This is a genomic window from Planctomycetaceae bacterium (assembly GCA_041398785.1).
In the GTDB taxonomy this organism is placed as follows: domain Bacteria; phylum Planctomycetota; class Planctomycetia; order Planctomycetales; family Planctomycetaceae; genus JAWKUA01.
Genome location: JAWKUA010000008.1, coordinates 18,382 through 33,861, shown reverse-complemented (window position 1 = coordinate 33,861; position 15,480 = coordinate 18,382). Strand labels below are relative to the sequence as shown.

Below are 15,480 nucleotides of genomic sequence, written 5' to 3'. Positions count from 1 at the left end.
ACGGCGGAGTTCTTGCGAGGGAGTTCACACTTCTGTCGCAGATGACTTACGGAATTTCCGGCAATCGCGCCAGCACACCCGGAGTCGCGTCGGTGCGCAGTCGGGTCAGGTAGGTGCTCGTGTCCGGCTGATCCGGATAGTGCAGGGATGACCCGGCATCAAGCAGCATTTGAACAAGTTCCTCGTAGGCTGCCTGGTGCCGGTCGGCATCGCCGGAGTAACGCGAACCGTGGACCGCCCAGCCCAGCGGCGAGCTGTTGTGGACATTGTCAAAAATGTCCAGCGGGGCTCCTGCGTCAATCAGCAGTCGGGCGTTCGCGGGCTGCCCGAACCAGGCGGCCTGATGCAGTGGCGTTCCCGAATCCAGACCCGGCGCAGCCAGATCGGCGCCGGCCGCGATGAGCAGGATGACGGCTTCCGAATTCTGTCGTCCGGCGACATCAGCCAGCAGGCGATCTTCTTCGGGATTGCCGGTTCGGGCAGCGCGCGGGTGTTCTGCCAGGATCGCACGCGCACCGTCGAGCCGGCCACTGACCACCGCGACGGCCAAACGGTCAGCGGCGTTTAATTCCGGACTGGCGCCTCGTGACGAAAGCAGTTCCGCCGTTTCGACGAAGCCGCGCCGAATCGCATGAGCGTACGCCGTCTTTCCATGTGCATTCTTCAGGTTGATTTCGGCACCGTATTCCAGCAGGATCTCAGCGGCGCCGTTTCGGCGTCGGCGCACGGCGACGTGCAGCGGCGTTTCTCCGTCGAGAAACGCGTTGACCGGCTCTCCCGCGTCCAGCCGCTGCCGCAAAACAGACTCACCATCCACACCAAAGTGGAAGTCGATGAAGTTGTGAAGTGTCATGTTCATCTCACGGACCTTCCGCGGGGCGAAGCAGGCGGCTGCGGGCAACTGTCAGCACGTCAGTCGGGACATGCTATTTTCTGCGTCGATGTTGTGTGATCAGAGCGTGCATCACGTCACTTCGTCGGACAACGCCCAGAAGTTCGTGGGGTTCTTCCCGGGCAATGACAGGGATGCAGTCGTCGGTCTCGGCCTGGAACAATTCGAAGGCGCGCGTTGCCGGATCGTCGGGATACAGGAAGGCATCCGTGTGTGTCGCCAGGTCTTCGGCGCGCACGAGTTCCCTGACGCTGTTGTCGAACATGACGTTGCTGAGCAGCGGATAGCGAATGACGCCGACGACTCGCATGCGGTCGTCCACAACCGGATACGTGTTTTCGTGGCTGTGTTCGATGTGCGAAATCACGGCCTCGAAGTTCGCCGACTGAGAAATCCCTTTGCTCTTGCGAAGCAGATCGCTGACTTTGATCTTTGATCCGCCGACGGTTGCGGGTGACGTCCGGCCGATCGCCGAACGGAAACGGTCGGTCAGTGACCGGGCCTGGTCCAGCGGAGTACTGCTCGTATGGCGGATCGCCTTGGCCAGCGGAACTTCACCGGTTCGCAGCAGCGACTGGCGAATGAACAGCGGTCCGAAGATTTCAAACACGACGACGGATCCCAGGATCACGTCCAGAATGGGCTTGCCCAGTTCGGCATCGCGATGCACGGCAATCGTTGCCAGAGCAATGGCGGCTCCGGCCTGCGCGAACAGACAACTTCCCAGCCAGTGTCGAATCTCCGACGACTGCCGCGTGATTCGGGCTACCGAGTACACACCCAGCCACTTTCCGGCAAAGCGGCAGACAATGTAGATGGCTCCCAGCTTGCCGACATCCGCGAACGCATGGATGTCCAGATGTGTTCCGTGAACCGAAAAGAACAGCACCGCCAGCAGACCGGAAAGATGATCAAGCTCTTCAGAGATCTTGGCTGTGCTGTCGGATGTGTTGGCGACAGTGACTCCCATGACCAGAAACGTCAGCATGTAGGGGATGTCCAGCGTGATGCAGATGCCCAGCAGAAACGTGGCTGTGGCAACCAGCAGAACCAGCCAGCGGCTTCGCGCCAGCAGACTGCAGCTGTAGCTGACGATGACTCCGCCGAGCGCTCCGATTGCCATCGATCCGGCGATATCCATCGCCAGCAGGCCAAGCTGCTGGCCGACACCAATCTGCAGCTTGCCCTGCAGCAGGTGAATGGCCAGAAACGCCAGTTCAAACACCACAATGCAGGCGAAGTTGTTGACCGCGACCAGAAAGCCGGTGTAGTCCGTCACCGGACCTTCCGATCGAAACTCCTTCAGAACCAGAATCGTGGTGGCCGGAGCGGTCGCAATCGCAAGGCAACCCAGCAGCACGGCCATGCTGCCCGAATAGCCAAACACCAGCAGGCCAATCGTCACGATGCAGAACGTTGTTGCGATCTCTCCGGCGGAAATCGCCAGGCAGCGAGCGGCGAATCGTCGCACTCTTCGAAAGGTGAATTCACTGCCGAGGTTGAACAGCACCACGGACATCGCCAGTTCCAGAACCGGCTCAAACGAATCGACCTGTCCTTCGGGAATCAGATCCAGGACGCCCGGCCCCACCAGCAGGCCCACCAGCAGATATGCGGTGACTTTCGGCAGGTGCAGCAGATCCGCGAACACGCCGGCCGCAAGACTCATTCCCAGCAGCAGCCCCAGCGTGCTTGTGATATGCAGATCAAATGGACCCATATAACGTCCGATTCGTCCGATTCGTGTTCATGACAAGCGCTGGGTTGTTCAATGGCGGCTGAGTCTCCGGGAAAGCGCGGTTCCGGACAAGTCCGGTGAGCATTATCGAATTCGGCAGGCAATCCGATATCTCCACTCCAGCGGAGCCGGCAATTCGCAGGCGGCGAATTCGAAGTGAATCACACGGCGACTCGCGGGCACCTCCATCGGCGAAGAAGCGTGCAGCAGCAGAGGTCTCATCAACACGACACCGCCGGCCGGGACTTCGCAGACGATTTCCGTTCGCGCCGGCCTGTTCGGCATCCGACTGTCCCTGCGACAGCCGCTGCAGCAGATGCGTTCCCGGAAGAACCCTCAACGCCCATTGCGCGCCGTGCAGTCGTCGAGATGCAGCCGCACCGCGGTAGCTGTTCCATGATCGCGACTGGCGGTTGAGTGCAGTCCACTCCGGCCTTGCGAGTCCATGACGTGAAGCCGGCGACGTCGTGACGCGATGCAACCGCGATCGACAGGTCCTGATGCCAGAAGACTCCCCAGTTCGCGCCCGGCGTCTTGTCGAACAGCGTCGCTCGAACCATGAACGCTCCGTCGCCAGCGATGTCGGTGACCAGGCGGCAGACCTGCGGATGACGCACCAGGTCAGCGACTTCCGGGATGACATCCGTCAGGTTCCGCAGCCCGTAGGTTCCGCTGCTGTTGGTGACTGCTTCCGCGGATTGCGACTTCGATCGAGCGTCGTCCACCAGCCGGCCGAAGTAAGCGACGGTACCGGCATCCAGGACGCTGTCAACGACAGCAAAGCCGTGACTGCGGACTTGTGAACCGACCGATGAAGCTTGCGATACGCTGGCCATGAAAAAACGACACCGTGAATCGCTGTCGGATTCGGAGGAACACCGGTTTCGGCAGCTCACTGCTTCTTCGCAGAACGCAGTCCGGCCGCGGTCAGCAGCGCCCGCGACCATTCCGCATCGTCACCGGTCAGCGGCGGATCACAGTCGACAGAATAGTCGATGTCGTCGTAGCCGCCGTTTTCGTAACACTTGTTGATCAGCGGCTGCAGGTCCAGCCGGACGTCTTCATCCGTCGGCCGCAGCGGAATGCGAATCGACGGCAGCCGCTGTCGCAGCGGAAACGGATAGTACTCCACGCAATTCGGCCGCGCGGCGCGCCAGACACACGCTCGGTTGGGCGTGTGCAGATCGTTCGCCAGTCGCCATTTGTCAATCAGCAGCATCCAGTCGCCGGTGCGAATCAGATCCAGTTCGACAAAGTTGACGCCGCCCTGCTGCAGCTCCGTCCGTTTGCGGAGGTACTGATCGCGACCGGGGCCGGGCAACCGGTTGGAAGGGCTCAGCACTTCGATGACTGTGATCAACCGGCCGCCGGTTCCGGCTTCGCGGATTTCCAGGAAATTCTCTGAGATCTCGTCGTCCTCCAGCAGCACGATGATCGGTTCCGCGACATCGGTCACCGTCAGTGTCCCACCGCCGGAATGATCATGGTCGTGGCGTTCGATAATGCTGACATCCGGGTAGATAGTGCGAGACTCGTCGAACGAAGCCTGCACGAAAACACGCTCTTCCACCCGCGGCCGCAGGTCCGACGGCAAACCGGGCCGGATGGCGTCTCGAATGTAGATGATCAGGCTTTGATGGACGTCTCGCCAGTGGGCTTCGAGATACGGGTCCATGCCGGGAAACGGGCTGGGCATTGAAAATCCTCCGCGAGAGATTCTACCCGATCGAACTGCCGACTACCGGTCGACCTGTTTCAGTTGCCACTGTTCATCGAAGAAATTCGCCGCTACGACCTTGCCGGGCCAGACGTAACCAGGCGGCGTATTCAGATCGATCACGGCCCAGTCCGGCAGCATCGGCACCTGACGAGCATTGTTCAGATAGGCATAGTCGCGAAACGTGAAGCTGCTGTTCAACACGACGTAACGGTCCTGATTCAGTGGGTTGGGATAAACCAGAATCGGAGCGTGGTGAGTCGCGTCGTATGTCTTGCTGCCGACGGTGATCTGATCGCTGTCCCATTTGACGGGCAGTTCTCCGGCGATGCGGGACATGACGCTGTTGGACGAAGGGTCGCCCCACAGCACCAGATTCGCCGACTGAATCAGTTCGTCGGTGACATCGCTGTCGTTGACGACTCGAGCGTCGCCGCGGAAATGCCGCCGCCAGTGTTCGATGGCTCGTTCAAGTTCCGACGCCGCCCATTTTCCGGCGGCTTCGTTTGCTGCTGTGCCGGTCGGGCGCACGAAGACGAAGGAATCCATGAACGCATCGTCGATCGGCCCCTGCAGGTTGTGGCGTTTGTGAAGGCCAGGTTCCGGCGGCCCGCTGACCCATTTGCCGTTTGCGTCCCTATGAGCCTGCAATCGGGCGGAGCCGTCTGAGAATATCCCAGCGCTGCTGACGTAGTCCTTCGGCTGACCATTTCCGTCGTCGAACCACACGGTGAAGATCGAACCGAAGCGAGCATTGTCCGCCGCGTCGTTTGAAAATGTTCCCGCCGGAATATCGAGCGTGAATGCTGCCACGTTGGTCGCAATGCAATACAGGTCGTTCTTGCTGCGTCCGATCATGTGATGTGTTGACGGCGGCGGGAAATTGTGATTTAGAGAAATACTGGCAAAGTCCCAGTGCCGTTCCAGGCCGTCGATCGTCAGCCAGTGCATGCGGTTGTACTTCAGAGTCGGCGTCGTGAATCGCAGATCGACCTTCGGCGATACCCGGCCCTGTTTCGCCAGCGAAGTTATGCTGGCTTCGATCATCTGCTTCGACGGATCGTCAAATCTGTGTCCCATTCCGGCACCGATGATGTGACGGAGCGGAACATGGAGTTCCGTCAATGCCGCTTCCATCACGTCAGCCGCCTGTTTTTGAATGTCGTTCTCACCGCTGTACGCGATCGTTGGGCAGTGCAGCAGATTCAGCGCGTATTTGTCGCAGTCGTACACCTGCCACAATCTCTTTTCCCACCATGTCGGGTTCAGCGTTTCCTTCTGGAAGAACTTCAGGAACTGCGGCGTTTCCGAAAAGCCGGCCCCCGGATTCGCAGCGAACCAGCGATCGGGATAGTGGACGGCGAACTGCCAGCACGCTGCGCCGCCCATCGAGAAACCTCGCACGCTGATGCGGTCTTCGTCAATGCGGTATCGCCGCTGCACGTCTTCCAGAGCTTCCAGCACATCCGTTTCGCCGGCGAACTTGAACGCATTCGAATAGCGGCCGTACGGATGCAGCACGATGGTGTGGTCCGGAGTGAACTCGCCCGGTCGGTGCATTCGTTCCCACAGGAAATTCACTTCGCTCAGCTTTTCGCCACGGCCGTGGAACCAGATGTCGCAGCGAGTCGGCACGCTGTGATTGAACGCGTACGTTTTCGGCATCACCAGACCGTATGGCTGCACGGTGTGGTCGATGCGGCTGATGTAGCCTCGCACGACCAGTCCGCTTTGTTCCGGCCACTGCGGCTTGCCGTCGAGAAGCTGTTCGGCTCGCGAAATTCCTTCGGCCAGCAGTTCGTCGGCCTTGTCGATGTCTTTCGGGTCGAAGAATTCGTTGTAGTCCAGAGCCACCCGGACGGCTCGTTCGAAGATCATCACGTCCGGCAGAAGTTCGCTGGTGGTCGGATCGTTTCGTTGTTTCAGTTCGGCGATGTGCTGTTGGAGCGCGTCCAGTTGCGATCGCAGAGCGGCTTCGCGATCAGCCGGAACGTCGATGCCTTCCGCGGGAATACGTCGCACCGTGGTGGGATTGTTGTCCCCTTCGCCGTCGGCAAGGGCGGGAATTCCGGTTGTCAGCAACAGCAGCACGATTGGCGGGACCACGGTAAATCGCATGGATCGGCTCCGAATTCAGTGTCGAACGGTTGGCGGGATCCCGTGAGTCTGCCAGCGCGAGTTTCCGCCTGCCAGCAACCCGCAAAAAAACCGACGATTCAGCGTTTTGGCTCGTCCGGACGTTGCAGCCGCGTTTTTGTTTGCTGTAGTACGGTTTTGCAAGGAAGGGACCTCGGAAGTCAGATTTATGCAACGTATTTTTATCTCCGGAATCGGGTTCGCAACCTGTTTGGGCAATGACCGTGAAACCTTCTGGAAGAACCTGACATCCGGCATTAGCGGCCTGGATCAGTTGCGAGACCACGACGTTCGCGAGATGGCTGTCACGATCGGTGGTGAAGTCCGCGACCTGAATCTGGACAGAGTCAACGTCAACGACCTGGTGGCCGCCAAGAAGATGGACCGAGCCAGCCAGTTCGCCGTCTATGCGGCTCACGAAGCGCTGGAAGACGCAGGTTTGCCGACATCGGACATCGGCGAAAACGCGGCCGTCATCATCGGAGCCGGTCTGGCGGGGCTGGAGACCTACGAATTTCAAATGGAACGCCTGCTGACGAAAGGTCCGTCGCGAGTCAGCCCGTTCACCATTCCCATGCTGATGCCGAATGCTCCTCCGGGAAACATCAGCCTGGCCTTCGGCATCCACGGTTCCGCCTACACGTGCAGCAGCGCCTGTTCGTCGTCCGGTCACGCCATGATCGACGCGACGGAATACCTGCGCCGCGGTGAAGCGGATTTCGTCATTACCGGCGGAACCGAAGCGTCACTGACGAGGCTCGGGATTTCCTCCTTCGTCAATATGAAGGCCATGTGCCGCGATCGTAATGACGACCCGAAAGGTTCGATGCGTCCCTTCGATGCGGACCGGTCCGGTTTCATCATGGCCGAAGGAGCCTCCGTGCTGGTCTTTGAAACGGAGGACCATCTGCGAAAACGCGGCGGAAAAGCGTGGGCGGAAGTGCTCAGCGGCCGCAGTACCAGCGACGCTTTTCACCTGGTGCAGCCTGATCCGGAAGGCCGCAAGGCAATCAAGGCAATCACGATGGCTCTGGACGCGGCCGGCCTGAATCCCGCCGAAATCGCTGACCGTACCTACGTCAACGCTCACGGCACCAGCACGAAATACAACGACTCGATGGAAACCGTCGCGCTGAAGAACGTCTTCGGCGACGACGCGTCGAAACTGCGAGTCAGTTCGACGAAGAGCATGCTGGGCCACATGATCGGAGCGGCCTGCGCGGTTGAAATGTCGGCCTGCGCTCTGGCTCTGGCTCGCGGCGTCCTGCCGCCCACAATCAACTACGAAACGCCGGACCCGGATTGCGACCTGGACTATATCCCGAATCAGGCCAGGCAGACGACCGTCGATTTCGCCATCAACAACAGCTTTGGATTCGGCGGCCACAACGTGTCGCTGGTGGCCAAACGAGTGGATGATGCCGCGTTGCAGCGAGAATAAAAACGGCCCGTTGCGTTCCGGCGTCAGTGCGTGAGCCCGCTGCGTGGCAGACTACTTGTGCCAGGACCCAGCGTCCGTCTCGTTCCGGGGCTCTGCGTTCATTTCTTCCGTCTCGTTCCTGGGCGGGAGCCCTGGAACGAGTAGCGAGGCGGGAGCCCTGGTACGGGCAGAGAGACGTCGTAACATTCGCGGTGACCGCATCGGTCCGGTTAGGCCACGACTTTGCCGGCGGTTCAGGCCCAACCGGCCGGCGAATCGCCCAGCCTCGGGGAAACAGTTCACACATCGAACGAAGTTCCGTCGTGACGGCGTTTCGGGAAATTGTGGGCACAACGGTATGACGTGATGATCGGATGCAGAATCTTGAATCCGGGCTCATGATGTCTACAAACACAGGGTTCCACATCACCGCCCCAGTAGGAGAAACACCATGTCCGGCTCCACATCGACCGATCCGCAAACCGCCGCCGTGTCTTCGGGGCTCACCACCGTCGCGATCACCGGAGCCAGCGGGATGGTGGGTGGCGAGCTTTCGAAAAACCTCGCGTCTGAAGGTCGCAAAGTCGTCGCGATTACTCGCGGCGAAAGCGGGGCGTACGAAGATTCCATTCGCTGGGATCCGAACTCGGGACTCATCAATCCCGGCCGGCTGGAATCCGTCGACGCGGTCGTTCACCTGGCCGGGGAAAACATCGCCGGCGGGCGCTGGAACGAAAAACGGAAGGCGAAGATTCGCAACAGCCGTGTGCAGGGAACTCGCAGCCTGGTCCAATCCATCGCGGCCGTGCAGCAGCGCCCCAAAGTGCTGGTGTGCGCGTCGGCGATTGGCTACTACGGCGACCGCGGCGACGAGAAACTGACTGAGTCATCGGATGCCGGCAGCGGGTTCCTCGCGGACGTCTGCCGGCAGTGGGAGACCGAAGCGATGGCTGCGGAGAAGCTGGACGTGCGAGTCGTCTGCGTGAGAATCGGCGTAGTGCTGAGTCCGCGGGGAGGAGCGCTTGCGAAAATGCTGCTGCCGTTCCGGCTGGGCGTCGGCGGAGTCGTCGGATCGGGACGCCAGTACATGAGCTGGATCGGACTCGCCGACCTGGCCCGTGCCGTCACCTACTGCGTCGACAACGATTCGATTGCCGGACCGGTTAACGCTGTGACTCCGGGTGCGGTTACCAATGGCGAATTCACAAGGACTCTGGGCAAAGTGCTGCATCGCCCGACCGTGTTTCCGCTGCCCGGTTTCGCGGCCCGGCTGGTGCTGGGAGAAATGGCGGACGAGCTGCTTCTGGCGAGTACTCGCGTGATTCCGGAAAGACTTCAGCGCAGCGGTTTTCAATTCGACCATGGTGATCTGGAAGAATGCCTGAGATTCGAACTGGATCGTCGATGAACCCACGCGAACGCGTGACATGGCACGTGTGGACTCTGCGACTGGCGTCAGTCCACTGCATCGCCTGGGGCGCCGGTATCATGCTGTTTCCGGCGTCATCCGCAGACGTTTACGGTTTCGAAAAGCCCGTGGTTGACGTTCACCTTTGGCAGGGTACCGGGCTGGTCATCCTCTTGTTCGGGATCGGCTACGGGATCGCTTCGACAGATCCGCGTCAGCACTGGGCCGTTGTGGCGATCGGGCTGCTGGGAAAAATTCTCGGACCGATGGGGATGGCGTGGACGGTTTGGCAGGGCGACATTTCATCGCGCGTCTTGTGGCTGCTGCCGCTGAACGATGTGGTCTGGTGGCTGCCGTTTGCCGCTATCCTGCGAAGCGCTTTTCACAAATCAACAGGAGACAGCGAAGCAGTGACGCGACAACTTCGATAACATGCCGCTGCGACCTCTTTCTGTTTCCCGCGTTACGCTGCGTTTTCGGCAGAGCCTCTTGTTCAATCGCATCCCGGAATCCCAGCGCGGCGCGTGGCTGGCGCTGATCTCGGCCATCGGCTATTCGGTCACGAATCTGGCGCTGAGGGATCTTTCGGGGGCTCACGGGGGCCAGGGGTGGGACATCTGGGTTTCGGCGGGGAAGGCGGTGCCCACAGCTTGCCTGGCGTGGATTCTGGTGCTGAAGAATCGTGCTCCGGGGCAGGCCCTGCTGCCGCCGAAACAGCTTCTGCTGCCGCTGATCGCTGCGGCGCTGGTGATGCAGATCGGCGGCAATGTCGGATTTCAGACGGCTCTCAGGTTTATCGGGCTGGCCATCACCGTTCCGCTGGTGTTCGCCGGAATCATTATTTCCGGAGCACTGCTGGGCCGCACATTTCTGGGTGACCCCGTGACGCCCCGAACCATTGTCGCGATGCTGCTTATGACGCTGGCCATCGTCGCTCTGTCGACGGCGGCAACCGACGAATCCACCGCGGCGGCCGGAGGCGAGAAGCTGACGGCTGCGACCGATTCCGAACGGATCATCAATTCCGTCATCGGAGTCGCCATCGCAATCGTGTCCGGCCTGAGCTACGGCGTCAACGGAGTCGTGATCCGGCGATACGTGCGAGACAAGCTGCCGGTGGAATCCACGCTGGTCGTGTTCGGCACGACTGGCACAATCCTGCTGGGAACAACCGGATTTGCCATGCTGGGACTCCATGAGCTGCGAACCGTAACGGGTGGTGAATGGGCGATGATTCTGGTCGCCGGCAGCTTCAACGCGTTCGCTTTCTTCTGTGTTACCTACGCGTTCAAGTTGATGAGCATCAGCCGGGTCAACGTGATCAACGCCACGCAGAATGCCATGTGCGCTGTGGGAGCCGTCGTGGTGTTTTCGGAACCGCTGACCGCTTCGATGGTTGCGGGTATCGTGCTGACCATGCTGGGCCTGGCCGCACTGGACCGAACGTGATGCCGATTCGTCGCGTCACCCGCCGATGCCGTACTTTTTCAGCTTGCTGTAAAACGTACTGCGAGGCATGTGCAGGATACGAGCAGCCTGAGCCTTGTTGCCGCGAGCTGATCGCAGGGCCTGCTGCAGTTCCGCCAGTTCGTCCGCGTCGACGGTCGGCGCCGACTGTTCGTCAGCAACGGCTGCCTTTCCGCGAGTCTCGTCATTGCGTGGAACGGGTGAGTTGGCTGGTCTCGATTCCCGCGAATCCGAAGCCCCGGCGACCCTGCCGGAGGATTCCTGATTGTTGGCCCCTGCGTCGCCTGGCTTTGCCGAAGTTCTGCCCGGAATGCGCGGCCAACTGTCGCCAAAGACGGATGGGGCCTCCGTCCGTTTGGATTCCGCTACCGTCGTCAATGCCGGTGCGTCGGCGATTTCGGACGGCAGGTCTCGGACCGTGATCGTCTCTCCCTCCGCCAGGATAACAGCCCGTTCGATCGTGTTTTCCAGTTCGCGGATGTTGCCCGGCCAGGCATGTTTTTCCAGGGCCGCCAGAGCATCCTTGTCGATCTGCCGAACCTTCTTCCGGGTTTTCTGCACGGTTCGGTTCAGGAAGTAGAACACCAGATCAATCAGGTCTTCTCTGCGGTCTCGCAGTGCCGGCAGCGTGATGCTGACGACATTCAGCCGGTAGTACAGATCTTCCCGGAACTCGCCGCGCGCGATCATCTTTTCCAAATTGCGATTTGTCGCGGCGATCAACCGCACATCGGTGCTGACACTGGTATTGGAACCGACCGGTTCAAATCTCCGCTCCTGCAGGACTCGCAGCAGCTTGACCTGTGTTTCCAGCGAGATGTCGCCGATTTCGTCCAGAAACAGAGTACCGCCGTCGGCAGCCTGGAACCGCCCGGCCTTGTCGGCGTTGGCTCCGGTGAAGGCACCGCGAACGTGGCCAAACAGTTCACTTTCCAGAAGCGACGGGGCCAGAGCAGCGCAGTTGACGCAGATCAGCGGCTGATCGGCACGATCGCTGTTACTTTGCACGACGCGAGCCAGCAGTTCTTTTCCCGTTCCGCTTTCTCCCCGGATCAGCACTGTTGCCGTGCTGTCCGCGGCCTTGCGGGCAATCTCCAGGACGCTCTGGATCGCAGTGCTGCTGCCGCGAATCTGCCCGCGGTCAAATCCGTCCCGAGCGGCCCGCGGCGATGATTCGTCCATGGAATCCTGCAGACTGGTCAGTTCCCCGCGCAGAATCGCCAGTTGCCGCTGCTGTTCCGCAATGCGGTCGACCTTGACCTTCAGTTCCGAATTCAGCCTGGCCAGATTCTGGTTGGCTCGCGAACTGTGCAGCGCCAAAACCGTCATCTGGCCAATCGCCTGAAGGAAGGCGATGTCTTCCGCCGAGTAGGCAGTGCCCGTGCTGCGCCGGCCGACGAAGATCATGCCGTCGACGCCGTGCTCATCGCGCAACACGCACATCAGCTCAGATTTCAGGGAATGCAGCATCCGCTGCAGATCGCTGATCGTCTCACGACTGGATGCCGGCGGCACGCGACGAATCACCGGCCCGGCCTGACGGACCTGTCCCGGCAGGCTGTCCGGCAGCGCATCCGGCATGCCGGGATCATTGTGGACCCCGATCAGCCGGAAGGTCCCTGATCCGTCTCGAACAAACATGGCTGCCATGGACGCATCGATGACGTCGCGGCAGGTTCGCAGTGTCAGTTCCGCCATGGCTGACGGATCGGTCAGGTATCCGGCCGCCTGATTCAATTGCTGCAGAGTTCGGTCAAGCTGGTACTTTTCGCTGAAGAACCGGCGGTCGACCACGGCCTGCAGACGGTCTCGGGTCCACAGGACAAACACGACTCCGACCACCAGAATCGAAAACAGGGAAACGCGCAGCGGCAGGGAGGATTCGGGCGGCAGCGCGTAAACACTGGTCGCGAAGATTCCGCCCGCCAGCAGCATCGCGGCACTGGTCGTAACAACCGCCGTCATCAGAGAATACTGGCGCCCGCTCTCCAGAATTTCGTCGGCCAGGATCAGTCGATGCCGCAGCATTCCGTGAGCGTACGCCGCCATGAACAGACCGCTCGCGACAAACATCGGAACCTGAGCTTTTCCAAGAGCGAACTCCTCCTGTTGATAAACCGCCAGATACAGCGTGTACAGAATCGGTACCGCGGCGGCCAGCGACGCCAGCAGAATGCCGGACGCCTGGCGACGTTCCAGGACGTTCTGCGTTCGCACCAGGCTGAATGCCAGCGCTACAACCGTTGCCGCGAAATAAACCGAACCAAGGAAGATCGTGAAATAGACCAGAGTCCGAAGCGTATGCAGCAGTTGTCCGGCAGCCACCGATCCTGCAAAGGTCCCGCCGCTGCCGTAGACCAGATTGCAGCCAATTGTCGCCAGCTTCTGGAACGCGGAAAGCTGCCCGGCATCCGCGATGGTGCCGCCCAGACTGTAGGCCGACCAGTACGCAAACATCAGCAGCAGCGCAGCGCTGGCGACAGGACTGTAAATCCCCAGCACTCCGGCTCTGGGATATCGTTTCAGCATCCACGTGTCGCGGGGAAACGTGCAAAAGAAATGCATCGCCGCCGCAGGCAGCAGAGAAGCGCTCAGGATAAATGGCAGATTCAAAAGCGGAGTTCCCGCAATGATCCACCAGTGAAATCCACCGACAAACGCCGCCATGGAAACAGCGCACATCAGGCAGAATGTCCGCACGATCCGGTTCGTCGGTCGGCGCCAATATGCGGTCAATGCCACCAGCAGGATCGCCAACTGGCAAAGGAACCAGAACATCGTCAGCACCACGTCGTAGTCCTGAAGCGGACGAACGGCAACGTAGGTCCGCAGCGGATTGTCAGGTGTCTCCGACGTCGGCCGCAGAAATGTGACTTCCACCATCCGAGTCGCGGTTGTGCCGTCCACATCGGGTATCTCAACCAGCCCCGGCACCAGATCCGCAGAATACTCGGCCGGGTCGGAACCGGGAGCAAGCTGGCCACCCGGTGGAATCTTCGCCGATCGCAGATCTGACATCCCTCGCGCGAATTCCAGGAAGTTGCGCACCGGTTCCCGGCCGATGGTCAGAAGCAGATCGCCCCTTTCCGGCAGATACGGAATGCCGTCGAGTTCAGAATTTACGAACTTCGTCACGGCAATCGACGATGCAGATTCCGGCGACGACTCAGTCGGCAGCAAACACCGAATTCCGATGTCCGGAAACGTCGCCACGTACCACAACACGATCAGCGAATAGATCACGGACGCTGTACAGATCCCGGCGACGATCGCGCGAAGCTGCAGTACCGCCGTTTGTGGATACGCGATGGAATTTGCGATAATTGGGCTTTTGAGGCGGCTCATTTCCTTGGGCGCCGAAGGTGACGAATTCCTGCAAAACTACCAATGTGGCGCCGAACATTCAAGCGCCGAAGCGCCGAACAGTCATGTCGAACATGCGCCGAAGCGCCGAATCGGATGCGGGGCAGGGCGGTTCACAAAGTCAATCCGGCGATCGACGAGAGCAATTCCAATTCATTACTCGCCAGTTTCCGATTTCGCGCCGATTGGCATGGAGTCTGCAGTTCGTCATGACTACCCAGCTAGCCCTTTGAGCAGTTGACAGGTGTTGAACGCGGGAAATCCCCGGGAATCAGGCTGTCACCCAGCACCCTGAGCCTTCTGTGCCGACCCATTAACGCGCGTTCTTCCCCAGCACCTCCATCGCTCAAAGGGCTTTTTCGTGCGCGCTGCCCAGGGGCCTTCCTCTGTTCGGTACGATATGAACAGTTGTCATCCAGCGGTTTTTTGCCAGAATCCGATGCAAGTTTGATGGTTGTCGTTCCGTCGATGGCCCGTTGCTGATCGCCCCGGTTCCAGGCGAAGCAAACTCACTGCTTCTGCGATTCATTGCCGCAGCCGATGCTTTCACCCATTGCGACCGCCCTGGTTATCGCCGTGCTGGTTGTTGCGGCGATTGTGGTTCGAGCCTGCCTGTGCCCGGCTGGCTGGAAGGCGTGGGTGCTGTACCAGATCACTCGCGTCTATTGCCCGCTACTGTTTCGCTGGAAGGCAGCGAACCCCTGTACGATTCCCGAAGAAGGGCCTGCGATTATCGTGGGCAATCACACGTCGCCGGTTGACCCGGTTCTGCTTTGGATGGGTCACTTCCGGCAGTTCCGGCGGCGACGAATTCGAGTGATCGGCTACATGATGGCGGGTGAGTATTTCCGGATCGGCGGACCTGTCGGCTGGGTGTTTCGCGCGATGGAAAGTATTCCGGCAACACGTTCGGGGCGTGACACGGGAGCTGTCCGTGCGGCGCTGGACCGGCTGCAGAAGGGGAAACTGCTGGGGATGTTTCCGGAGGGGCGGATCAATGTGGCAACGCCGGACACGAAGCTCCTGCGATCGGGTACCGGAGCCGCCTGGCTGGCTTTGAAATCGGGGGCTCCGGTGATCCCGGTTTTCATCCGCAATGCTCCGCGAGGCCGGGGCATGGTGACATCTTTCCTGAAACCGGCCCGCACTGAAATTGTGTACGGTCAGCAAATCGATCTCAGCCCATGGCGGGACAGCAAGGCGACGACGGACGACCTGAGGGAAGTCGCGGACCGAATCATGGCCTCGCTGGCGGAGCTTGGAGGCGTTGAATTCACGCCGCTGCTGACAGGAACGGACGCTGTCTCCGAGTAGCTGTGTCTGCCGCGCGGGCAGTGTG

General features: G+C 60.4%; 11 protein-coding genes. 5 read left to right on the top strand and 6 right to left on the bottom strand.

Features of this window, described 5'->3' with window-relative positions; translation table 11 throughout:
- Positions 1 to 46: 46 nt before the first annotated feature.
- From R3C19_11050 to R3C19_11030, 5 genes are all read right to left on the bottom strand, one after another.
- Entirely contained in the window at positions 47 to 859 is an 813-nt protein-coding gene (locus R3C19_11050) for an ankyrin repeat domain-containing protein (protein ID MEZ6060893.1), read from the bottom strand.
- A gap of 67 nt (positions 860 to 926) precedes the next feature.
- Positions 927 to 2,612, bottom strand: coding sequence for a cation:proton antiporter (locus tag R3C19_11045; GenBank protein ID MEZ6060892.1), 1,686 nt, complete (start codon positions 2,610 to 2,612; stop codon positions 927 to 929).
- Between the two features lie 239 nt (positions 2,613 to 2,851).
- Positions 2,852 to 3,466, bottom strand: coding sequence for a hypothetical protein (locus tag R3C19_11040; GenBank protein MEZ6060891.1), 615 nt, complete (start codon positions 3,464 to 3,466; stop codon positions 2,852 to 2,854).
- Between the two features lie 56 nt (positions 3,467 to 3,522).
- Complete coding sequence (locus R3C19_11035; protein ID MEZ6060890.1) at positions 3,523 to 4,326, bottom strand: DUF4058 family protein; 804 nt, start codon at positions 4,324 to 4,326, stop codon at positions 3,523 to 3,525.
- A gap of 42 nt (positions 4,327 to 4,368) precedes the next feature.
- Positions 4,369 to 6,465, bottom strand: coding sequence for a prolyl oligopeptidase family serine peptidase (locus R3C19_11030; GenBank protein MEZ6060889.1), 2,097 nt, complete (start codon positions 6,463 to 6,465; stop codon positions 4,369 to 4,371).
- Between the two features lie 187 nt (positions 6,466 to 6,652).
- Between R3C19_11030 and R3C19_11025 the strand changes: the two genes are divergently transcribed.
- The 4 genes from R3C19_11025 (at position 6,653) to R3C19_11010 (ending at position 10,760) form a co-directional block, all read left to right on the top strand.
- On the top strand, positions 6,653 to 7,924 hold the full coding sequence (locus R3C19_11025; GenBank protein ID MEZ6060888.1) for a beta-ketoacyl-[acyl-carrier-protein] synthase II: 1,272 nt from the start codon (positions 6,653 to 6,655) through the stop codon (positions 7,922 to 7,924).
- A gap of 430 nt (positions 7,925 to 8,354) precedes the next feature.
- Positions 8,355 to 9,311 (top strand): TIGR01777 family oxidoreductase, encoded by a 957-nt coding sequence (locus R3C19_11020; protein ID MEZ6060887.1) that lies wholly within the window; start codon positions 8,355 to 8,357, stop codon positions 9,309 to 9,311.
- A complete protein-coding gene (locus R3C19_11015; GenBank protein ID MEZ6060886.1) occupies positions 9,308 to 9,742 on the top strand; it encodes a hypothetical protein in 435 nt (144 codons plus the stop codon). The genes R3C19_11020 and R3C19_11015 overlap by 4 nt, the downstream gene beginning before the upstream one ends.
- A gap of 1 nt (position 9,743) precedes the next feature.
- Positions 9,744 to 10,760 (top strand): DMT family transporter, encoded by a 1,017-nt coding sequence (locus R3C19_11010; protein MEZ6060885.1) that lies wholly within the window; start codon positions 9,744 to 9,746, stop codon positions 10,758 to 10,760.
- A 15-nt stretch (positions 10,761 to 10,775) separates the two neighbouring features.
- Here R3C19_11010 and R3C19_11005 read toward each other — a convergent pair whose 3' ends face one another.
- A complete protein-coding gene (locus tag R3C19_11005) occupies positions 10,776 to 14,123 on the bottom strand; it encodes a sigma 54-interacting transcriptional regulator (protein MEZ6060884.1) in 3,348 nt (1,115 codons plus the stop codon).
- A 558-nt stretch (positions 14,124 to 14,681) separates the two neighbouring features.
- Here R3C19_11005 and R3C19_11000 point away from each other — a divergent pair.
- Positions 14,682 to 15,455 (top strand): lysophospholipid acyltransferase family protein, encoded by a 774-nt coding sequence (locus tag R3C19_11000; GenBank protein MEZ6060883.1) that lies wholly within the window; start codon positions 14,682 to 14,684, stop codon positions 15,453 to 15,455.
- The last annotated feature ends 25 nt before the right edge of the window (positions 15,456 to 15,480 follow it).